This window comes from Acetobacterium bakii, assembly GCF_001263355.1.
Taxonomy (GTDB): Bacteria; Bacillota; Clostridia; order Eubacteriales; family Eubacteriaceae; genus Acetobacterium; species Acetobacterium bakii.
This window is the reverse complement of the sequence record NZ_LGYO01000007.1, coordinates 44,807-66,895: the sequence shown is the minus strand read 5'-3', so window position 1 is coordinate 66,895 and position 22,089 is coordinate 44,807. Positions and strand designations below refer to the sequence as shown.

At 43.1% G+C, this 22,089-nt stretch carries 19 protein-coding genes; 13 read left to right on the top strand and 6 right to left on the bottom strand.

The window, feature by feature from the left end; translation table 11 throughout:
• Positions 1-1,377 (top strand): DUF3329 domain-containing protein, encoded by a 1,377-nt coding sequence (locus AKG39_RS02665; protein WP_050738813.1) that lies wholly within the window; start codon positions 1-3, stop codon positions 1,375-1,377.
• Between the two features lie 3 nt (positions 1,378-1,380).
• Positions 1,381-2,757: a DUF6056 family protein gene (locus tag AKG39_RS02660; protein ID WP_278277905.1), complete on the top strand. Its 1,377-nt coding sequence runs from the start codon at positions 1,381-1,383 to the stop codon at positions 2,755-2,757.
• A 102-nt stretch (positions 2,758-2,859) separates the two neighbouring features.
• Here the strand turns inward: AKG39_RS02660 and AKG39_RS02655 are convergent, their stop codons facing one another.
• On the bottom strand, positions 2,860-4,077 hold the full coding sequence (locus AKG39_RS02655) for an LCP family protein (RefSeq protein WP_050738811.1): 1,218 nt from the start codon (positions 4,075-4,077) through the stop codon (positions 2,860-2,862).
• 304 nt (positions 4,078-4,381) lie between these two features.
• Here AKG39_RS02655 and AKG39_RS02650 point away from each other — a divergent pair, with 304 nt between their 5' ends.
• The 6 genes from AKG39_RS02650 to AKG39_RS02625 all read left to right on the top strand — a co-directional run bounded on the left by AKG39_RS02650 (position 4,382) and on the right by AKG39_RS02625 (position 10,263).
• Entirely contained in the window at positions 4,382-4,951 is a 570-nt protein-coding gene (locus AKG39_RS02650) for a hypothetical protein (RefSeq protein ID WP_050738810.1), read from the top strand.
• 4 nt (positions 4,952-4,955) lie between these two features.
• Positions 4,956-6,371: a hypothetical protein gene (locus tag AKG39_RS02645; RefSeq protein ID WP_050738809.1), complete on the top strand. Its 1,416-nt coding sequence runs from the start codon at positions 4,956-4,958 to the stop codon at positions 6,369-6,371.
• 288 nt (positions 6,372-6,659) lie between these two features.
• Positions 6,660-7,430: a transporter substrate-binding domain-containing protein gene (locus AKG39_RS02640; protein WP_050738808.1), complete on the top strand. Its 771-nt coding sequence runs from the start codon at positions 6,660-6,662 to the stop codon at positions 7,428-7,430.
• A 151-nt stretch (positions 7,431-7,581) separates the two neighbouring features.
• Positions 7,582-8,247, top strand: coding sequence for an amino acid ABC transporter permease (locus AKG39_RS02635; protein WP_050738807.1), 666 nt, complete (start codon positions 7,582-7,584; stop codon positions 8,245-8,247).
• Positions 8,228-8,956: an amino acid ABC transporter ATP-binding protein gene (locus AKG39_RS02630; RefSeq protein ID WP_050738806.1), complete on the top strand. Its 729-nt coding sequence runs from the start codon at positions 8,228-8,230 to the stop codon at positions 8,954-8,956. Before AKG39_RS02635 ends, AKG39_RS02630 begins: the two co-directional genes overlap by 20 nt.
• A 185-nt stretch (positions 8,957-9,141) precedes the next feature.
• Positions 9,142-10,263, top strand: coding sequence for a hypothetical protein (locus tag AKG39_RS02625; RefSeq protein ID WP_050738805.1), 1,122 nt, complete (start codon positions 9,142-9,144; stop codon positions 10,261-10,263).
• A 193-nt stretch (positions 10,264-10,456) separates the two neighbouring features.
• Here AKG39_RS02625 and AKG39_RS02620 read toward each other — a convergent pair whose 3' ends face one another.
• Both AKG39_RS02620 and AKG39_RS02615 read right to left on the bottom strand, forming a co-directional pair.
• Positions 10,457-11,695, bottom strand: a complete 1,239-nt coding sequence (locus AKG39_RS02620) for a glycosyltransferase family 2 protein (RefSeq protein ID WP_050738804.1) — start codon at positions 11,693-11,695, stop codon at positions 10,457-10,459.
• 210 nt (positions 11,696-11,905) lie between these two features.
• On the bottom strand, positions 11,906-12,127 hold the full coding sequence (locus AKG39_RS02615; RefSeq protein WP_050738803.1) for a hypothetical protein: 222 nt from the start codon (positions 12,125-12,127) through the stop codon (positions 11,906-11,908).
• A gap of 199 nt (positions 12,128-12,326) precedes the next feature.
• Between AKG39_RS02615 and AKG39_RS02610 the strand changes: the two genes are divergently transcribed.
• The 5 genes from AKG39_RS02610 to AKG39_RS02590 are packed head-to-tail and all read left to right on the top strand — an operon-like array spanning position 12,327 to position 17,060.
• On the top strand, positions 12,327-13,199 hold the full coding sequence (locus AKG39_RS02610) for an efflux RND transporter periplasmic adaptor subunit (protein WP_050738802.1): 873 nt from the start codon (positions 12,327-12,329) through the stop codon (positions 13,197-13,199).
• Entirely contained in the window at positions 13,199-13,888 is a 690-nt protein-coding gene (locus AKG39_RS02605; protein ID WP_050738801.1) for an ABC transporter ATP-binding protein, read from the top strand. The genes AKG39_RS02610 and AKG39_RS02605 overlap by 1 nt, the downstream gene beginning before the upstream one ends.
• Positions 13,881-15,053 (top strand): ABC transporter permease, encoded by a 1,173-nt coding sequence (locus tag AKG39_RS02600; RefSeq protein ID WP_050738800.1) that lies wholly within the window; start codon positions 13,881-13,883, stop codon positions 15,051-15,053. Before AKG39_RS02605 ends, AKG39_RS02600 begins: the two co-directional genes overlap by 8 nt.
• A gap of 9 nt (positions 15,054-15,062) precedes the next feature.
• Positions 15,063-15,734: a response regulator transcription factor gene (locus tag AKG39_RS02595; RefSeq protein WP_050738799.1), complete on the top strand. Its 672-nt coding sequence runs from the start codon at positions 15,063-15,065 to the stop codon at positions 15,732-15,734.
• Positions 15,735-15,743: 9 nt separating this feature from the next.
• On the top strand, positions 15,744-17,060 hold the full coding sequence (locus tag AKG39_RS02590; protein ID WP_050738798.1) for a HAMP domain-containing sensor histidine kinase: 1,317 nt from the start codon (positions 15,744-15,746) through the stop codon (positions 17,058-17,060).
• A 329-nt stretch (positions 17,061-17,389) separates the two neighbouring features.
• On the opposite strand, the gene AKG39_RS02585 is transcribed toward AKG39_RS02590, so the two are convergent.
• The 3 genes from AKG39_RS02585 to AKG39_RS02575 are packed head-to-tail and all read right to left on the bottom strand — an operon-like array spanning position 17,390 to position 22,028.
• Positions 17,390-19,285, bottom strand: coding sequence for an ABC transporter ATP-binding protein (locus AKG39_RS02585; protein ID WP_050738797.1), 1,896 nt, complete (start codon positions 19,283-19,285; stop codon positions 17,390-17,392).
• Positions 19,282-21,519: an ABC transporter ATP-binding protein gene (locus AKG39_RS02580; RefSeq protein WP_050738796.1), complete on the bottom strand. Its 2,238-nt coding sequence runs from the start codon at positions 21,517-21,519 to the stop codon at positions 19,282-19,284. Before AKG39_RS02580 ends, AKG39_RS02585 begins: the two co-directional genes overlap by 4 nt.
• On the bottom strand, positions 21,516-22,028 hold the full coding sequence (locus tag AKG39_RS02575) for a MarR family winged helix-turn-helix transcriptional regulator (protein ID WP_050738795.1): 513 nt from the start codon (positions 22,026-22,028) through the stop codon (positions 21,516-21,518). The genes AKG39_RS02580 and AKG39_RS02575 overlap by 4 nt, the downstream gene beginning before the upstream one ends.
• Between the last annotated feature and the right edge of the window lie 61 nt (positions 22,029-22,089).

Sequence of the window (22,089 nt, the reverse complement as noted above, 5' to 3'; positions counted from 1 at the left end):
ATGAATTTAAAAAAAAGAATACACGCTATTTCACTCAGCATTAATTCAAACTCAAAAACAAAAGGATATCTTTTTTTTGCAGTCTTAATTTTCACTTTTGTGTACATGGTGTTTTTGAATATTAAAACCCCCCTGATTGCAGATGATTATGTGTATACTTTTATCTTTGGGACGCCTATTCCGGTGGGGTCCATAGAAGACATTGTAAAATCCCAGATAACCTACTATATGAGCTGGGGCGGCCGGGTGGTGGCGGAATCCTTAACCCAGTTGTTTGTGTTTTGGGGTAAATCGGTCTTTAATGTGGCCAACAGTCTGTGTTATACTGTTTTTATCCTGGCAATTTATTTTAATGCCGTTGGTCGCAAGATTCGGCCGGTCATGCTTTTGACAGTGACGATTATGGTTTGGTTCTTTACTCCGATGTTTGGCCAAACCGTGATGTGGATTACCGGTTCCTGTAACTATTTATGGTGCGGCACCATCATTCTTCTGGCTATTTTGCCTTTTCGGCTTTATGAAGAAAAACAGACTAGGGCATTAAAAAGCATTTGGTTTGGGATTGTGATGATCCCCCTGTTTTTTCTCAGCGGCATTACCAACGAAAACACTGCCGGCGGTATGATTTTAATCATGTTGCTACTTTGCTTTGTCTATTATAAAAGAAAAATAAAAATACCTGTTTTTGCATATACCGGGCTGGCTTTTTCAGTACTCGGATTTTTGTGTATGATTTTTGCTCCCGGCAATGGGCTGCGGGCGGATAATGAATCGGCGGTGGCCGAGGTTACGGCTTTGGTTGGATCCAATCCCATGATTACACGGTTTTCCTATTTTGCCTATAATTTATATGCACTGATGCCGCTGATTATTATTGCTGTTATCGCTTTTTTATTCCTGTATCGGGCTAAAGGGAAAAAGGGTGCAGTGATTTTTGGGATATTTACCATTGCAGCGGCGGCATCAATGCTGGTGATGCTGGCACCGCCAAAGTTCCCGCCACGGGCGATGTTTGGTTTGGTGTCATTTATGATTATCGCCGTGATTTATGCTTTAGATCAGCTGGAATTTTCTCGAAAAATAACAACAGCCAGAGTATTCATTCCAGCCTGTTTTATGCTGCTCTATTATGGAATGTCGCTGGGATATGCGGGAGTCGATGCCGTTATCGTTATGAGACACTATGAAGCACGGGTTGCTATTATCGAAGAGCAACGAGGGGCCGATTATATTGCGGTACCGGCCATTGTTCCGTTGACAAGTTATAACGGTTTATACGGACTCCGGGATGTTCAGGCTGACCCTAATCATTGGGTGAATCGTGCGTTAGCTGATTACTATGGCGTATCCAATATCATTTTACAACAAGGAAAATGAGGTGTGCAATTGAACGCAATCAAAGATAGTATAAATAAGCTGTTCCACTGGGAGTATTTTCCTTTTATAGTATTCGCATTTTTAATGTTAATGTTGCATTTGGGAATGAAGTCTTATGGGGATGATCTTGTTTATAGAGAAGTGCTTAGAAACCAATCATTATGGATGTATATTACTAATGCCTATGAACAGTGGAGTTCCCGGATTATAATTATGCCGGTGGCAGTTTTTTTTGCAGGCCAAGGCTTTGGTTTGTTTTCGATGGCCGATGCGGTTGTTTATTTTTTATTACCGTTTATAATTTCAAAGATATTTGTTTCTGACCATAAATGGGAACATAACTGGATCATTGTTTTTTTACTGGCATGTGTTCCCTTTGCCACAATGATGTCAACCGCCGGCTGGGTTGTTACGAGTATTCATTATTTATGGCCGTTAACAATCGGACTGGTGGCCTTGTACCCCCTAAAAAAGATTTTACTTGAAGAGTCCATAAAGTGGTACGAGTATATTATCTATTTTGCGGCTTTGATTTTCGGAATCAATATGGAAATTATGGCCGCGATTATTATGACTTTCTACATTGCTTTTTCGCTTTTTCTTATTTGTAAAAAAAAGCTTTCTTGGTTTCTGATTCTCGGAACAATCATCTCGATTGGAAACCTAGTATTTATTCTCATTTGTCCGGGAAATTCAGTCAGAGAATTGGCCGAAATCGCAACCCGCTTTCCTGATTATATTGATCTGGGTGTTATCCAAAAAATTTCATTGTCATTTACAGCTTCGCTAATCTGTATTGATCAAAATTTTATTTTACTGGTCATAACCGGGATGGCTTTGGTATTTTCATGGCATAAAGACAAGATGACTCGAATCGTCGGTGTGATTACCTTTATTTTTGGCTTGCTGGTTAACTTAGCCCGGGTTATCTTAATGAGTCCAAAATTCAACGGCTTATTATCGAAAATAGAAGGTGTGAATATTACGGACTGGATTGACTACAATAAATTAATGAATGTTGTCCCAGGGTTATATCATTATATTATTTTAGTGGGAATGATGATTTCTTCATTATTTTTGATGGGGCTGACTTTTTTGCTTTTTAAAAATTCGAAAAAAATGTGGATTGCAGTTATGGTAATGGGTGCCGGGATTATGTCCAGGGTTGTCATGGGTTTTTCAGCCACCGTATACGAATCGGGGGCACGAACCTTTTTATTTGAATATGTTAGTTTTGCAATTTACGGCTTACTGCTTTATCAGGAGTTTAAGCCGGAACTTTCAGGAAAAACACAGCGACTGCTGATTCAAGCCCTTTGTTTTTTTGCCATCGCCGGATATCTGGAATCCTTTTTAAGAGTTCTTCAATTGGCGAGTTAAAAAACAGTGCAAATTTATTAATATTAAAAAAACAAAGCGGTCCCTTATCAAATCGATAAAGGGCCGCTTTGTTTTATATATTTTTATTGGGTCGGAAAGAAGTTATTTATAATTATTCGTGGCTTCTTCCAAATAGGAATACTCATCGTCAGAAGTACCATTCAGGGTATCTTGGATTTCGTCGCTGATCTCAGTGGCAGTGGTTGAGGGCGTATAGCTTTCTTCATAGATAAATGTATATAGTTCCTTGATGTTCTCGGTCAGCGTGTCGGGAATAACATAGGAAACGCCGTCAAGCATGTCCAGGGAAATTAATTCATCCGCCGGCAGCCGGGTTTGTTCGATGTCTTTTGATGGCATAAAGGCAAGATTTGCGGCATACTTCATGATTTCAAGGGTGCTTAGGGATGTTTCCACATAGGGAAGGGTGTCCATCAGCAGCTTGTATTGAGCCATCAAATCAAGGTCAAGGGCCTTGGATAGAACCTGCTCAAACACCGCCCGTTGCCGCTGGGTGCGCTCAAAGTCGCCATCGCCGGCATAACGCACCCGACAATAGGCCAGAGCCTGTGAACCATCCACCAATTGGGATCCGGTTTCTTCCAGATGCGGAGAGCCGGTGTTTACTTTTTCATTGACATCATTGATGTACTCATTCACCCAGTCAAGTTCTTCTTCGGTTTTAATGTCGATGGTGACGCCGTCAACTGCATTAACCATGGTGACCATGGCATCAAAGTCAACGGTCACATAATCGGTGATGGCGGTATCAAAATTCTGATTAATGGTTTGAAGCGCCAGATCAGGACCCCCAAAGGCATAAGCGGCATTGAGTTTGTCGTACCCGTATTTTTTATTGACATAAACATAGGTGTCACGCATCAGGGAGGTTACTTTAATCTTGCTATGCTCATAGTCGGCACTGGCAATCATAATGGTATCGGTTCGATCACCTTCAACATCATCCCGGCCGTCAACACCAAAAACAGCCACATTAACGATTTTGTGCTGTTTGGCCATGGCAGCCGCCTCGCTGCTGATGCCATAGGCACTCATATTGCCGTGGAGGTCACTATTGACATTTCCAAGGAAAAATGCATTTACGGCAAAACCGGTCAGCGCTAAGACAATGACAAGCATAATAAGGGTTTTAAAGAATTTTTTAAAACCACCCTGACGCCTTTTGTTTTTCCTGTTTTTGCGACTCACCGGAGCTGTTATGCGTTGTGGTGAGTTTTCCTGCCTTAGGCTTTCCCTGGGCTGTCTTTTTTTAGGAGTCGTTCGCCTGTTTTCAATAACATTTTTTCGTCGTTTATTCAATATTTATACCTCATTTGGAAATGCTTTTAAAAAAATAACAATTCTTTTAAAGCTGTGCAGATTTGTGTATTCAAAGGATTGGGATAGAACACAGATGCAATTATATTTGGAAATGAGTCCGCAATTCAATAAATCTTCGGTTTCAGTTTACTATTATACCATATTTGTAAACAATATGTAAAAAAACATTTACATATGGAAAAATTTAAGGGAATAATAAATCTTATTATACATTTTGGAAAATCTTTGTTATAATAGAAATTAGAGAAAATATTCAAACTGAAATAACAGGAGCGGATTAAATATGGGAAAAGAATCGGAACTCAGTGGTAAGAATGAGTACTTTGAATATGTTGAGTCACGTATTGAAGATTTAGAAAAATTAATATTGAAAAAGGATGATGAGTTAAAATCCCTGATCCTCAAGACGGTCAATAATGGCGCGTCGCGAAATGATGATGAATCACGTCAGAATAAGGTCCTGATTCAGGGCAAGGGGAACTTTGAAACGGTGTTTAAAGATATTAAGGAAGAAGAAGCGCGATTTCTGAAGAAGGAAGGCGAAGTTCCTGAGTATAAAGCGGAAGAGCTGAATGAACAGTTAACGAATATTGAAAAACGGGAAAAAATGGTTCAGGAAATGTTGGATTCTCTTGGAACAGCGCTTTTAATTTTAAAACAAAGACATGAGGAAGTTAATCGTAAGGAAGAAACCTTGAACCGTGAATATAAAAAACTTCAGGAAATCGAAGAATTATACCGGAATACAGGGGAAATTGATAATTTGGAGTCATCCTTTGGTAATTTTTCGTTGGGTGAAGGAAGTTCTAAAGACAAGCGAAAAACTTCCCAGAGAAAAAATAGCAAGGAGTGATTTGATGAAATTAAGTTTGGGAAAATGTTGGGGTTTACTGATTTTTGATACCATCGGTTTAGCACTTTCAGGTTATGCCTTTTTATTGGTGTTCCAGGTGCTGGCGACACTGCCAAGTGCGAATGCATTTATTATTCTAATGGCTATTTTTGTTGGCATCAAGGTTGTGGTACTATCATTATATGATCTGAATCGAAATTTACTGCTGAAAAACATTCCATTTATCGGTGGACTTATTTCACTGATCGGTAATGCGATGGTTTTTGGGATATGCTGGTTTCTGATACCAGAGGTGCCACTGTCCTTTTTTATCGGATTGACAATCAGTGATTTTCTGGTGGTAACGCTTTGCCATTTTCTGTGGTGGAGCCTTATCGGAAAAGATGAAGCGATCGTTGAAGTTACCAATAGCACTGAAGAGCGAAAAACATGGTTGTCCCATGCAGATGAAGAGGATTCGGAATACGACAGCATCTTCACGACTCTTTTAGAAAATGAAAAACAGGGTCAACAAAAGGCTTATGAACCTTCAAAACCGGGCATCTATGAGGAAGAAAAACGCTATCAAACCAGCGATTTTTTAAAGGATATCAAACAAAGTCTGGCTAATAAACCCGGAGAAGAAATTTCCGGGACAAAGGTTCTGCCAACAACTAAAATGCCACCGACAAAAGCTGCTGAACTGTCAGGCACCGAAAAAAAAATCATGGACAGTACTTTCCGGGAAGCACCCCTCTTAACTGAAGAGGTAGAGCTGGAAAATCAACAAAAAAAAAAATCAAAAGGATTAAATGACTTATTTAAAGATCTGCCCAGTGCAGAAAGAAGCGATCTGATCAGTCCAAATAACCTTGAACAAGTTAAATCGGTGTCTCTTGATGAAAGTCTGAACAAAAAGGTGCTATTGCCGGGAGAAGCGGTTGTGGAGAAAGAAGAAGATTTTCTGGCCATCGAAAAACGATTAGGCTACCTTTTTTATGAGATTGAGAAATCCATGAAAGAAACACATTTTCTCCAGGATGCGGTATCAGAGTTTCATGATGCAGTGGAAACCTATACACCGATTACCGGAGATGAAAAAATTATTGCCACCGGGAATTTGATTCGGGAAAAGCTTAAGGATATCATAGATAAGCAATTTGTGGTGGATGAAGTACTGGATGATCTGATTCGTTTATCAAAATTGATTAATAACCGCATTGATGATCTTGATGTTATTGAAGCGGGACTCAATCAGCGAAAAATGGCTTTGGATCAAAAAGAAGTTTTAATGGTCGAAAGCTACAACAGTATGGTGGATGATGACATTGAAATAATGCCCCAGGAAGTCATGCTTGAAAATCTGGATTCTGAATTTATTATTGCCGAAGGCGATTACGAAAGTATTCGAAAATACCTGACCCAAACTTCCGAAAATTAAGTCAAGAAAGCAGCCATTTTAAAAAAAAAATGATAGCTGCTTTTTTTGATGCTCATTATTATATATGGCTTTTTAGACCGGAAATGCAGGAGTTATCGGAATATCATGCACCAAGCATAGGTTTTGCATCTGATTCAATTTAATTATGAAAGTTGGGCCCAAAATGTCTTCGGTTTATTATTTTTTTTATTGCGAAAATAAAAAAAAAATGATATACTTCATACTGTATTAGGGCGGGTGTATCAAGTAAGAGATACACCAAAAATATTATATTTAGGAGGAAAAGAAATGAAAAAAGCGACAAAGATTGGTGTTTTGGCAATGGCTGTATTAATGATTTTTTCACTCGTTGGATGTTCCAGCGGAACCACATCAACCAGCGATACAAAAAAATATGTTATTGCAACAGATACCACCTTTAAACCGTTTGAGTTTGAAAACGATAAGGGTGAACGTGTTGGTATTGATATTGATTTATTAGCAGCAATTGCAGCAGATCAAGGTTTTGAATATGAGTTAAAAGCAGTTGGATTTGATGCAGCTCTCGGAGAAGTAACTTCCGGACAATCTGACGGAATGATCGCCGGAATGAGTATTACGGATGTAAGAAAAGAAACATTTGATTTCTCTGATCCATACTTTGATTCAGGGGTTGTGATGGCAGTTTCGGCAAATGATAATACCATTAAAGCTTACTCTGATCTTGCCGGTAAAAAAGTAGCGGTTAAAAACGGAACTGAAGGGGCAACCTTTGCTGAATCGATTAAGGCTCAGTACGGATTTGAAACGGTTTCTTTCCCGGATTCATCTAATATGTATGAAGATGTAAAAGCTGGAAATTCAGCTGCATTATTCGAAGATTACCCAGTTGTTGGGGATGCTATTGCCAGTGGTGTGCCACTTAAAATAATTGGCGAAATGGAAAAAGGCAGTTCTTATGGATTTGCAGTTAAAAAAGGACAAAATGCTGAACTTATAAAAATGTTCAACGCCGGATTAGCTAACGTAAAAGCTAGCGGTAAATACCAGGAAATTCTGGATACCTACATTCAAAAATAATCTGACAGTTATAATTTAACATAGTGTTTACTTAAATCATCTGCTCGTAGAATGTTCTACCGGCAGATGATTTCTATGAGTTATCTGACAGTGTTTATTCATCGTGAGTAAAGACTGTTGGATAAATAGACACATTAAGAAGGAGTTTTACGTGAGTATACCAGAACTGATTATACAAACATGGCCCCGGCTTTTAGCAGGCCTTGGATTAACGATTCAACTGACTATTATATCCCTTATTATTGGCGGAATATTAGGCCTGGTCTTTGGTCTTTTATCGGTATCGAAGAAAAAAGCAATGCGTGCCATTGCCGTTGTCTACGTCGATATTGTTAGAGGTACACCACTGATTGTTCAGGCGTTTTTTATTTACTTTGGAATCCCGGCTGCGACGGGAATTCGATTGGATCCAAATTTAGCTGGGATAATTGCCTTGAGTCTTAATGCCGGAGGATATTTGGCAGAAATTTTCAGAGGTGGGATTGAATCCATTAGCAAGGGTCAGATGGAAGCAGCCCGAAGTCTTGGCTTGCCCTATGGCATGGCCATGCGCAAGGTTATTTTGCCCCAGGCCGTTCGGACCATGACCCCGGCGCTGATTAACCAGTGTATTATTACTCTTAAAGATACATCCATTCTTTCGGTTATTGGTATTCAGGAACTGACCCAGACCGGACGACTGATTATTGCCAATAACTATCAGGCTTTTCAAATGTGGACTATCATTGCGGCAATGTACTTTATTATCATTATGATTCTTTCCAAAATATCAAAACGTATCGAAAGGAGAATGTCTTATGGGAAAAGTAGTAATTAAGAACTTGAAAAAAAGTTTTGGCGATTTGGAAGTCCTGAAGGACATTAACCTGGAAGTGTGTGAAAGGGAAGTGATTTGCATAATCGGAGCTTCGGGCTCCGGAAAAAGTACACTCCTGCGCTGTATCAATGCTCTGGAAGATGCCAGCAGCGGAACCGTAGAGGTTGATGGCCATGATATAACCGGAGCCCATGCGGATATTAATAAATATCGCCAGGACATTGGCATGGTTTTCCAGCAATTCAATCTTTTTCCACACATGACGGTGCTGCAAAACATTTCGTTTGCGCCGATATCACTTAAACTTAAAACCAAAGAAGAAGCCCAGGCCAAAGCCCATGAGCTTCTAAAGCGTGTGGATCTCGAAGAAAAAGCAAATGTCTACCCTGAACAGCTTTCCGGCGGACAGCAGCAGCGTGTGGCCATTGCCAGAGCTTTGGCAATGGAACCCGATGTCATGCTTTTTGATGAGCCGACCTCGGCTTTGGATCCTGAAATGGTGGGCGAGGTTCTGGCGGTTATGAAAAAGCTTGCCAATGAGGGTATGACCATGATTGTGGTTACCCACGAAATGGGTTTTGCCAAAGAAGTGGCTGATCGCGTTATTTTTATTGATGAGGGGTATATTGTCGAACAGGGACCACCCAGTGAAATTTTTGGCAATCCTAAAAACGAACGGACCATCAATTTTTTAAATAAGGTTTTATAAATCAAAATTTTACTTGTGGACAAACTACCGTACTGACCAATTGTTAATCAGTTGTGTGCTTTATCTATTGGCCATAAGCTCAGCCGTCTCCTCCCAGAGACGGCTTTTTTTCTAAAAAATAACGATATGGTAACTGTCGTAAAATATGGGTATTACAAAATTAAATATACAAGGAGGAAAATAAAATGATGGATTTGAAAAATAAGGTTGTTCGAGGCTGGGATTTCACAAAAAGAAAAGTTCTGGAAAATAAGTTAAGAACAGGGGCTATTTTTTGTATGGTTCTGGTATTGTTTAGTTTTTTTCTTCCATTTATGAGTGCAAAAGCCGATATCTCTGTCACTGGGTTAATGGATAATACTATCCAAATCATAACGCCTGAAAATGATGTGGTTTCATTTAACCTTGGCGACTTTGTTCTGCAGAAGCCCATTGATGACATTGAAGTCTTTAGCATCCCTCTGGGAGATGTTAAAGTCATGGACCAGTCGGTTCTGGATATACTCAGGAGTCCTCTTCCCGATAAAGGGATCATTGCCAATGTTGATCAGGCTTTATCCAGTTCGGCCTTGAATTTTCTCATTGATCCCAGGGTTCAGGAAGTGATTGCCACAAGGTTTGCCAGAGGTGATCAGATTAATATTATCCTGGAGGATGCCTGGAATATCATTCAAAGTGCAAAAAATGTTGTCAATGCAGCAAATAATGTGGTTGCCAATGCTCGGGAATCCATGGATCAAGTCAATCAAACCATGGCAACCATCGATGGGTATAAGGATATGGCCAATGGCATCATGTTATTTATTTTTGCCAGTGGCATCGCGTTGATTTTACTCCTTTTATATAAGCGTGCCCCGGTGGGTATTTCCATTGGAATTTCCAGTGTTCTTTTTATTCTATTCGTGGGAGTCGGCATTGGCGTATCCACTGCCAATAGCCAGATCAATGCCGAGCTTTTGGAGCTCACCACACAAGTCAATAATGGGATTGTTGAAGGATTAAGAAGCGTTCTGATTTCAAGTCTTGGGGACGTTGGCACCTTTATCGCCAATTTCATCGGAACCCGGGGAGATTTTTTATACATGGCTTTTTATATTCAATTGGACGTTGGCTATTGGCTCATTTTATTGGGATTGTTCATAACGGTGATTTTAACCATTCTCCTTGCCCGTCAAAACAGAAAAATAAATAAGGCCATGGCAATAGAAGCCATACCGATGACAGATCCAATGCTAAATGAACTGGACGATGTTATTGAAACCATTGAAGAACCGGAAGAAGTTCAGGATACTACAGAATTGAAATAAAAAAAGGGCAACAGCCCTTTTTAAGTTTAGACAAAGTAGCAAAGTAAGTCCTGGGGACAATCGTAACATCAGTTGTCTGCATCATAGCGAACAAGCATAGCTTGTACGATCATGCAGCAGACAACGATTTACCATTGTCCCCAGGACGGGTTTGACAGATAAAGTAAATAAAAAAAGGGCATCAGCCCTTTTTTTATTTAACCATTTGTGAGATCTTGACGCTTTGGGTATGTTCGATGGGTTCCCAGATTTGAATCGGTTTGATGAAGCATAAAATGTTTATGGGAATCCAGGAGGCCAGGTAAAACCAAAAGGAAAACATCGAAATGTTATTGACCTGTTTAATTTTTTTACCCTCTAACCAGAGCACCATGGCGGTAAAGAACACACTGCATAAAACGCCGCCGATGGAAAAAGCAAGGGAGAAGGTTAAGGCGTTTGACCAGATACTGGTGTTAATTAACAGCATGCCCAAAATTATAAAGGAGCAAACGGTGTAGATACAGGTTAACACCTGGACAAACGGTGCCACCAGGAACATCAGCATGTCCATGGCAGAACGATTTTTATCCTTTATAACACAATCAAGCAGTTGCTGTGAATACTGACCAAAACATTGAATGGTACCGGTTGACCAGCGTTTGCGCTGGGACCACGACTGTTCAAAGGTCAGGGGATGTTCGTCGAAGGTAATTGCTTCGGGAACCCAGGCCACGCGGTAGCCTTTGATCACACATTGGGTAGTGAATTCAATATCTTCGGTGAGGCTAAAGGTGTTAAAACCTTCTTTACGGACAACATCAGCATGCATCATGAAGCCGGTACCGTTTAAAGTTGCCGACCAGCCCAGCTTGTGACGTGCCAGGTTTAGAAAACGATTCAGGGTCCAATAAAATACGGACTGACAGCCGGAAATCCAGGAATCATCCGGGTTCTTACTGTCACGATAGCCCTGGGCAATTTTTTCTCCGGAAACAAGTGCGTTATTCATTGAAGTGAAAAAGTGCCGATCCACAACGTTATCGGCATCGAAAACGCAAAAGGCATCATAGACATCATTTTCTCTGAAAATATAATCGAAAAATTGGGAAAGGGCAGCACCCTTTGATTTAACCTCAGCGGGGCACTTCATGATCTTTGCACCATGGGCCAGGGCAACACCTTCGGTATCATCAGTACAGTTATTGGGGATCACATAAATATCCATAAGCTCTTGGGGATAATCCTGCTGATGCAGGCTTTCTATTAGATTGCCAATGACGGCGGCTTCGTTTCGGGCCGCAATAATGGCAACCATCCGGTTCTTTGGTGGTGATTGAACATAAGTATTATGTTTGGTATAACCAAATAAGCCAACAACAAAATAGTAGGTTCCGTAAATAAAAAACGGAATACCCAAGATAAATAATAAGGTAAAGATTTGTGAAACCATTTCTATCCTCTTCTTTCAACTAATCGAATACAACTTCAGCATGGCACAACCACCATGAATGGACAATTCATGGTGGTTGTATGCCTGAACTATTGACTGCTCAAATTTTCAATATTATATCATGAAATACAACAATTATCAAGAATACGAGGCTGTTACTGAAAACGTCGTCAAGAGAATCTTAAGGTGGTTTAAAGGTTTATGCGAACATTAAACCTTTAAAATATCTTCAAAATCATCTTTAACGATATTTGTTCGCGGAAGCTCATTTTTTTTCATGTTGGCAAAGTAAGCCCATAACATAAAGAGTCCAATTGGCCATAGTAACAGAGACCAAAGAAGCAGCCACCATTTTCTATAATAAAATGGGGTTTTTTCGGATTCACTGTGATCACTTTGTAAAACAGTATCATAATTATTTTCTTCCAGCATTATTATTCCCCCTTAATATAATAATCGATTTTCGATTTTAGTATATTTGTTTAATACCCCAATTCATAGGAAATCAACAAATTTTTATGAATAGCCCTATAATAAGAGGGAAACCTTAATTCAATAAAGAGTTCATTTTAAATTCATACCGCTCTAATAAGATATCCATAGCAAAAGAAATAAATCTTGGAGGACGACAGTGAAAAAAGGAAAAAAGAAAATTGTTATTGGTAGTGTTATTGGAGTGGTTATTGTGATCGGAGGGTTACTGGGATTCCAGTTATTGGGAAATCAACCCGATGATCAATTTTCTGCCTACCAGCCGGCAATCGAGAATATTGTGAATGATAATCGGTTTACGGGAGTTATTGAAAGTCAATCCCGTGAAGAAATCATGGCAGCGGGATCACAGGAAATTTATGAGTTTTATGTGAGTGAAGGTGATCTGGTTGAAGAAGATACAGATCTTTATGAAACCTCAGCAGGCGAAGTTATAAGTGCCACGGTGAGCGGTGAAGTAGCAGAGATTTATTTTGAAGAAGATGATACAGTGCCAGCTGGGGCAAAAGTCATGGATATTGTGGATTATACCAACTTACAGGTCAGTATTAAAGTTGATGAGTATCAGCTTTCCAGCATCGCAGTGGGTTCACCGGTGACCATTAGCATTGACAGCATTGGCCGCAGTGTTCAGGGGACCGTCAGCGAAATCAGCCGGGAAGCCAAAAACGAAAATGATGTTGCCTATTTTACGGCCATCGTAGATTTTCAGGGCGATGCCCAGATTCGGATTGGGATGAACGCTGAAGTGATCATCATAAAGGAGACCGCCGAAAAGGCCTTGGCCCTGCCGGTAGATGCGATTTTGTTTAACGCAGACAATGAATCCTATGTGATGGTGAAAAATGACTCCGGGGAAACGGAAAATCGGGTGGTTAAAACAGGCATCACGGATGGTGTGAAAATCCAGATCAGCGAAGGCCTGAGCGAGGGCGATACGGTGCTGATTCCGGTTACCATAGCGCCTGAAACAACCTCATTCCAGCGGCCTGCCACCGACGGTGCAGTCTAATGCCTGAAAAAATTCTGGACATGAAAGACCTGGTAAAAACCTATATTATGGGAGATGAGGAGCAGGTGGTGCTGAAGGGCATAAATCTTGAAATAAACCGTGGGGATTTCGTTTCAGTCCTGGGGCCTTCGGGCTCGGGCAAAACCACTCTGATGAATATCATCGGCTGTCTGGATGTTCCCACCAGCGGCGCTTATCATTTATCTGGCGAGCTGATCCGGGATTTACCGGAATCGGCATTGTCGCACATCAGAAACCGTGAAATCGGATTTATTTTTCAGCAATTTCAATTGCTGCCAAGGCTGTCTGCTCAAAAAAATGTGGAACTTCCGCTGATCTATGCCGGCGTCCCGGAAAAAGAACGGCATGAACGGAGTGCGGCAATTTTAGAACGGGTGGGGCTTGGGGAAAAGATGAAAAACCGTCCCAACCAGTTATCCGGCGGCCAGCAGCAACGGGTTGCCATCGCCCGGGCGCTGGTTACAGAACCTACTATCCTGCTGGCGGATGAGCCAACCGGGGCCCTGGATCAAAAAACCGGACATCAGATCATGGATCTGTTTCATGAGCTGTATCTGGAAGGGAAGACCATTATTATGATTACCCATGACGAAGATGTGGCTAAAAACGGCAGTCGGATTGTGCGGATCATCGATGGGAATCTCAGCGAGGGGGTATACAATGTTTAAAGAAAGTATTAAAATGGCACTAGAGAATCTGGTCAGTAATAAAATGCGATCCTTTCTGACGATGCTGGGCATTATCATTGGGGTCGGTTCGGTTATTGCATTGATTACCATTGTATCCGGAGCAACCAGCACGGTCACCGATCAGGTCGCCTCCATGGGCGCCAATACGGTGACCATCCAAATACAGGGAACCCCCCTGAAACAGGGTTTGACTCAGGGCGATGTTAATAAGATATCAGAAATTAAAAATATCACCGGGGTATCCCCGACTATTTCAGGAATAACTGCGGTGGCTTCCAATGATAATTCCATGGAAGAAATTTCCCTCCAGGGAAAAAATGATGTTTATTTCAAAAATACTGAGGATGTCATATCCTCAGGCAGAATCATCAGTCCCATTGATCTTGAAAACAAGAGCCGGGTGGCGCTGATCGGTACGGATATTGTTGATGAACTGTATGCCGGCAAAAGTCCCCTTGGTCAGGAAATTAAAATTGGCGGGATCACCTACACGGTCATCGGTGTTTTAGCCGAATCTGACAGCTTTGCTTCCTCGGATACCAATAGCTCGGTGATGATTCCCTACACCACCGCCATGGGGGTTGTGGGCGCAAAATACATTAACAGTATGACGGTATTCATTGACGATGAAGCCATGGCGGTTGCCACAACCCAGGAAATTGAAGCAAATTTAAAAAAGGCCTTTAATGGGAATACTGACGGCTACAACATTGTGAACATGCAGAGCATTTTAGACACCATTGACAGCATGACCAGTATTCTGTCCATGATGCTGGGCGGGATTGCCTCCATTTCACTGGTCGTTGGGGGGATTGGCATTATGAACATGATGCTGGTTTCGGTAACCGAACGGACCAGTGAAATCGGCCTGAGAAAGGCCTTGGGTGCCGAGCCCAAACAGATTCAGATGCAGTTTCTGATTGAATCCGTGGTGTTGTCGATCATCGGTGGGATCATCGGCTTCATTATCGGGGTGGTACTGGCCTATGTGGTTGCAATGATCATCGGAACGGGCTTTACCTTGAAAGCATCTTCGGTGATTCTGGCAGTTGGTTTTTCAGCGGGGATTGGCATTGTTTTTGGCTTTACCCCAGCCCGAAAGGCATCCAGGCTTAATCCCATTGATGCACTAAGGAGCATATAGGAGAAATAAATGTTGAATATTTTGATTTGCGAAGATGACCGCCACATTCGGCGATTGTTTCGGGATACGCTGGAAAAAGAAGGATATACGATTTTTGAAGCCGCCGATGGCTCAAAGGCCCTTGATCTTTTGGAAAAACATCAGATTGATCTGCTGATAACCGATGTGATGATGCCCAATATGGATGGCAATGCATTAACCCGGACACTGCGGGAAGGGGGCTTTGAGCTCCCCATCCTGATGATCACCGCCAGGGAAAGCTTAGCTGACAAACGAACCGGTTTTAATGCCGGGACCGATGATTACATGGTAAAACCCGTCGACATGGATGAAATGTTGCTGCGGGTTTTTGCCCTGTTGCGCCGGGCTAAAATTGCCAGCGAACAACGACTGGTTTTTGGCCGGACTACCCTGGATTATGAAGCGCTGACTTTGGATAATGGCAATGAAATCATGACTTTCCCCAAAAAAGAGTTCCAGGTATTGTTTAAGCTGCTGGCCTCGCCCAATCGGATTTTCACCCGGGCTCAGATTATGGATGAGATATGGGGATATGAAAGCGAAAGTGATCATCGCACCGTGGATGTCCACATTAAGCGGCTCCGGGAAAAAATCGGTGAAAACCGGGACTTCGAAATCGTTACGGTTAAGGGCCTTGGCTACAAAGCCATCGTTAAATAAGGGAGCTGCATGAAAAAAGGATTTTTTAATTCCATCTACATAAAATTCACCTTTATATTCTTTGGGGTGTTATTATTTGCGGCGACATTGACCTTCGGGGTTGTTTATTATACCCAATTCGACAAGATATTTGAACAGCTGCAATTGGAATTGGTGAACCAGGCCCAGGCGGTTCAGACTCTCAGTCAGGAAGACCTCAGTAATGAGGAAATCACCGGCTTATTTACCAAGGGAATCGTCATCTCCCGGGTGGTTCCAGCGCTTGAAGAAACCGGCTTTGCATTGTCCGGGGAAGCCATTGAGAAAATACAAAGCGGGGAGATCTATTACAGTGAGCAGCAACATTCAACCCGGCTTCCGGTTGCCATTGGTAAAATTTCTGACGGCTATGTGATCACCAGCCCCAATATGGAAAGGGACCAAGGCGGCGATTTTATGAACCTTCAAAAGACAACCCTGCTGTTATCGCTGATGATCGGAACAATCCTGATGCTGATTGCGGTGGCGATGATCGTCAAACCCATTAAAGCGGTTTCCGAAGCCACAAAAAAAGTAGCGGATGGGGATTTTGATTTGCGGCTTAAGGTCAAAGGCCGGGATGAACTGGCGGTTTTGGCCAGAAACTTCAATATTATGACCGAAGCCCTTTCCAAAAACGACTATATTCACCGGGATTTTGTGAGCAATGTTTCCCACGAGTTTAAAACCCCCATTGCCTCCATTAAAGGTTTTGGAAATTTATTAAAAGACCCCGACATCGATGAAGTGCAGCGCCAGGAGTATGTGGATATTATTGTCTATGAAAGCGATCGGCTCTGGAAGCTTTCCTCGAATTTACTCAAACTGTCGGAACTTGAGAATGGGATCATTGGATTGAAAAAGGAACGCTTTTCGCTGGATGAAGGAATTCGGCGGGTGGTCTTGCTGCTCCAGGAAAAATGGGAAAGCAAAAACATCGACCTGGATATTCAAATGGATGAGGTCTCCTATTGGGGCGACCAGGAGCTGATGGCCCAGGTGATCATCAATCTCTTTACCAATGCTATCAACCATACCCCGGAAAAGGGCACCATTACCATCAAATTAACAGCTACGCCAACGGACATAATGTTTGAAATAATCGATACCGGTGCAGGCATTCCCAAGGAAGATCAGGAAAAAATATTCGATCGTTTTTACAAGGGCGACCAGTCCCGGAGTACCCCGGGCACCGGCCTGGGCCTCACCATCTGCCAGCGGATTGTGACCCTTCATGGCGGAACCATCACCGTGGCAAGTGTCGTTGGCCAGGGCAGCCGCTTCCGCGTCAAACTGCCGCGATCTTAAATATGTATTAAGCAAATGCAAATTCAATCCTGTAGCGGCGGGTATTAGCCGCCCGTAACGTAGCGGTAATAACCAAACGCCTGCCTCACCTCGACGTTGCGGGCGATTGATAATCGCCCCTTGTACGAACCGGGCAAACAGTATGTGTTTAAGCAAAAGTCAGTTAAATTCCGTAGGGGCGGCTAGTAGCCGCCCGAGACGTAACGGCAATGACCTTGCGGTTGCATAAACCCTCAACGTCACGGGCGTTGATAATCGCCCTTGTATATAAAAAAGTCCAGAAACCAAGAAGGTTTCTGGACTTTTTTGCGACTTGTTTGATAGCAGTTTTAGAAAAGCGATTCTTCGATGGTTTCTTCCAATTCTTCATTTTTTTCAAATTGCGAATTGTAAAGCTTGGCGTAGAAACCGTCGGCGGCAAGCAAGGCATCATGGGTGCCCTGTTCGACAATATCGCCATTATCCATGACCAGAATAAGATCGGCATTTTTAATGGTGGACAAACGATGGGCGATGACAAAGCTGGTGCGGCCTTCCATCAGGTTATCCATGGCCTTTTGGATGAGGACTTCGGTTCGGGTATCCACTGAGCTGGTGGCTTCATCCAGAATTAAAATCTTGGGATCTGCCAAAATCGCCCGGGCAATGGTGAGGAGCTGTTTCTGACCCTGGGAGACATTACTGGCTTCTTCATTTAAAACCATGTTGTAACCATCCGGAAGGGTGTGGACAAAACAATCCACCTGGGCAGCGACGGCGGCGGCTTCAACTTCTGCATCGGTGGCATCCAGTCGTCCGTATTTGATGTTGTTGCGGATACTGGCATTATACAGCCAGGTATCCTGGAGGACCATGCCGAAAAGGCTTCTCAGGTCACTTCTTGTGAAATCCTGGATATTGTGGCCATCCACCAGGATCGCTCCGGAGTCGATGTCGTAAAAACGCATCAGCAGTTTAACAATGGTGGTTTTTCCGGCCCCGGTTGGGCCGACAATGGCGACTTTCTGGCCATCCTTAATATGGGTGGAAAAATCTTTAATGATGATTTTATCCGGATTATAGCCAAAGCTCACATGATCAAAGTCCACTTGGCCGGATACCTTTTTGAGGTCGAAGTCGGTGGTATTTTCGACAATCTCTTCGGACTCTTCAAGGAACGAGAAAACCCGTTCCGAAGCAGCGGTGGTTTGCTGTAAAATATTGGATACATTGGCAAGTTGAACAATGGGCTGGGTGAACTGGCGCACATATTGGATAAACGCCTGAATGTCCCCGACGCTTAAACGGCCGTTGGCTGCCAGGTAGCCGCCGAGGATACAGATGGCAACATAACCGACATTTCCGATAAAGGTCATCAGCGGCATCATCAGTCCGGATAAAAATTGAGATTTCCAGGCCGAGCTGAACAGAGTGGTGTTGTAATGATCAAAGGTATCAAAAGAAGCCTGTTCACCGTTAAACGCCTTGACCACATTGTGGCCGCTGTACATCTCTTCAACATGGCCGTTAATATGGCCCAAATAGGTTTGCTGTTCACCAAAATATTTCTGGGATTTTTTGACAACGAGAATTACCACAATAAAGGAGAGTGGCACAGAAATCAATGCGACCAGGGTCATTTGCCAGCTGATCGATAACATCATTATCAGAATACCGATGATGGTGGCAGCCGAGGTGATGATCTGGGTGATGCTTTGGTTGAGGGTTTGGTTCACGGTTTCAATGTCATTGGTGAGGAATGACAGCACCTCGCCATAGCTGGTTTTATCAAAATATTTCAAGGGCAGACGGTTGATTTTCGCAAAAATATTTCGTCTCAGGTCATAGGTGACCTTCATGGAGACGCCGGTCATAATGTATCCCTGAATATACGAAAAGACAGCTGAAATCAGATAAAGTGCCAAAAGGAAAAGCAGAATCTGAGCAATGTAAGCAAAGTCCATGCCTTTGCCGTTATCAGCGATGATGTTCATGCTGCCTTCAAAAATGGCAGTGGTGGCGTTTCCCAATATCTTTGGGCCGACAATCATAAAGATGGTGGAGGCAATGGCAAAGATTGCCACCAGGAAAAGCCTTATTTTATAAACGGCTAAATAGGCAGCCAGTTTTTTAATGCTGCCCTTAAAATCCTTGGGCTTTTCACCGGGCATCATGGAGATGCCGCCGGGGCCTCGTCCCATTCCGCCGGCCGGTGGTGCTTTTTTTACTTGTTTTTGATTGCTCATAGTGCCAATTCCTCCTCTGAAAGTTGTGAGGATGCAATTTCTCGGTAGGTGTCACAGGTTTTTAATAATTCACCATGGGTACCCTTGCCCACCACATGTCCGTGTTCCAGAACGATGATCTGTTCGGCGTTCATAATGGTATTGATCCGTTGGGCCACGATAAGTACCGTGCTGTTGCTGGTATATTCTTTTAGGGCTTTTCTGAGGGTTACATCGGTTTTGTAATCCAGGGCCGAGAAGCTGTCATCAAAAATATAAATGTCCGGTTTTCGGACCAAGGCCCGGGCAATGGAAAGCCTTTGCTTCTGGCCGCCGGAAACATTGCTGCCGCCCTGGGAGATTTCCCGTTCAAATCCTTCCGGACATGACTGAACAAAGGAAGTGGCCTGGGCGACTTGAGCGGCAATCTCCAGGTCGGCTTCGCTGGCATTTTGATCGCCATAATACAGGTTTGAGGCAATGGTGCCGGAGAACAAGACACCCTTTTGTGGTACGTAGCCAATTTTTTCACGGAGATCATGCTGGGTAACTTTCCGGATATCGATGTCATCGATGCGGACCTCGCCATCGGTCACATCAAAAAACCGTGGGATCAGATTAATCAGGGTCGATTTTCCAGAACCGGTGGAGCCGATGAAGGCTGTGGTTTCTCCGGGATTGGCAACGAAATTGATATCGTGAAGGACATCCTCTTCGGCGCCTTCATAGCGAAAAGATACATGGTCGAAGGTTATGGTAGTTTGATTATTCATGGGCAGGTTTTGAGGGGCAACTGGATCTGTGATGCTGGGCTCGATTGCTAAAACTTCCTGGATTCGATCGCCGGAAACCGCAGCACGCGGGATCATGATAAACATCATCGAAATCATCAGGAAGGAGAAAATGATCTGCATGGTATATTGCATAAAGGCCATCATATCACCGACCTGCATGGCGGATTGGGCAATTTGATGGGCTCCAACCCAGATCACCAGTAAGGTAATGCCATTCATAATAAACATCATGGTGGGCATCATAAAGACCATAATACGGTTCACGAAGAGATTGTTTTGGGTGGTTTCAACGTTCACGCCGTCAAAACGTTTTTCTTCGAATTTCTGGGTGCCGAAGGCGCGAACCACCATCAGTCCGGTGAGATTTTCCCGGGTGACCAGATTAAGTTTATCCACAAGTTTTTGAATTTTCTTAAACCGCGGCATGGCCAGAGCAAAGACAATCCCAATAATAAGGATGACTAAAACCACTGCCAGAACGATGATCCAACCCATGGAGGTTGTTCGTCTTAAGGCCATAATAATCCCGCCAATGGCCAGGATCGGCGAATAACAGAGGATTCGGATCCCCATGATCAGGACGGTTTGGATCTGGGTAATGTCGTTGGTGGTTCTGGTAATCAGGGATGCGGTTGAAAATTTATCAAACTCGGTATTTGAAAACCATTGAACCTTTCTAAAAATATCCCGACGCAGGGTTTGGGATACCCCGGCGGCAACCCTGGCTGAGAAAAAGCCCACGCCAATGGCGGCGGCAATGCTGACAAATGACAACAGCAGCATCATGCCCCCAATTTGAAGAATATAGGCCGTTTGCATAGCACCAATGTCAGCACCCAGTTCGATGTAAAATTGCTTTGTAAACTGGATGGCAGTCTGGATCTGCATCGATTCCGGGGTTTGGGAAGCCTGCAGCCGGGCCTCGTCAAAGGTTGCGGGCGGCAGTCGGGTGAGCATCGGCAATGCGGCATAAACTTCGGTAAAGTCAACATCGGTCATGCTTGCAGTCGACGATGAATCAGTAGTTTCGGCGGGAGTCAGGGACTGGAAATAATTAATGAAGGTCCAGGTGGCCTGGCCGAAAATGGGATCCAGGGTTTCAAAGGTTACCGGATCAGTATTATTCAGAACATAAATGCTTTCGGTTTCCAGCAGCGGATAGGTTTTCACGGCATCCTCATAACCGGGAGCGGTGGTATCGCCGGGATTTAACAGGGTGTAATTTTCGGCTGCGATTAATTGTTCATCCTCGGTCATAAAGGTCGTCATCAGGGTGTAGCCATCTTCGCTGATGGCCTCAGGTGTGGCATTTTGAATACCGCTTTGCTGGATCCCCACATTGACGATGTCGGACATGTAATTTGGAAGACTAAGATCCGAAATGGCCTGGACAAAAAGCAGGGCAATGGCCATTGTCAGCAAAAGGGCATAGGGCTTTAAATAGCGTGCGAGTTTAATCATGGTGTTTTCCTTTCAGGATTTTCATTTTGTTTTTCTTCAATGGTGTCAAAAGTCACCGCCAGCTTTTCCAATAAACAGATCAGCGTTTGGGTATCTTCCGGGCCTAAAATGTCTGCAGCTTCATCATAGAGCTGGAAGCTTGACTCAGAAATCTGTGTTTCCAGGGCTTTGCCCTTAGGGGTGAGGTTAACATAAACCAGGCGGCGATCAGAATCGGTGGTGATCCGTTTCACATAACCTTGTTTGACTAACGAAGAAATGGTTTGGGAAACCCCCGGCATTGATATTGAGGAACACCGGCTGATTTCCGATATTTTCACGCCGGGTGGGGAAGTGGTGCCAAGCTTGTCTGATTGCAAGGCAAGCTCTTGGTAGCGGTGTTTAATGGTCACCAGCATGAAATATTCATGGGGTTTGAGTTTGCCGACGCCCGCTTTATGAAGCCGGGTCATACTTGATTTTTTTATTTGCCCGAAGGCTTTAAATAATTGCTGTCCATAAGTACTCAAATGAATCTCCTTTCGCAGATTAATATTTAAGTGGAATAATAGTTAAGCCAACTTAAGCATT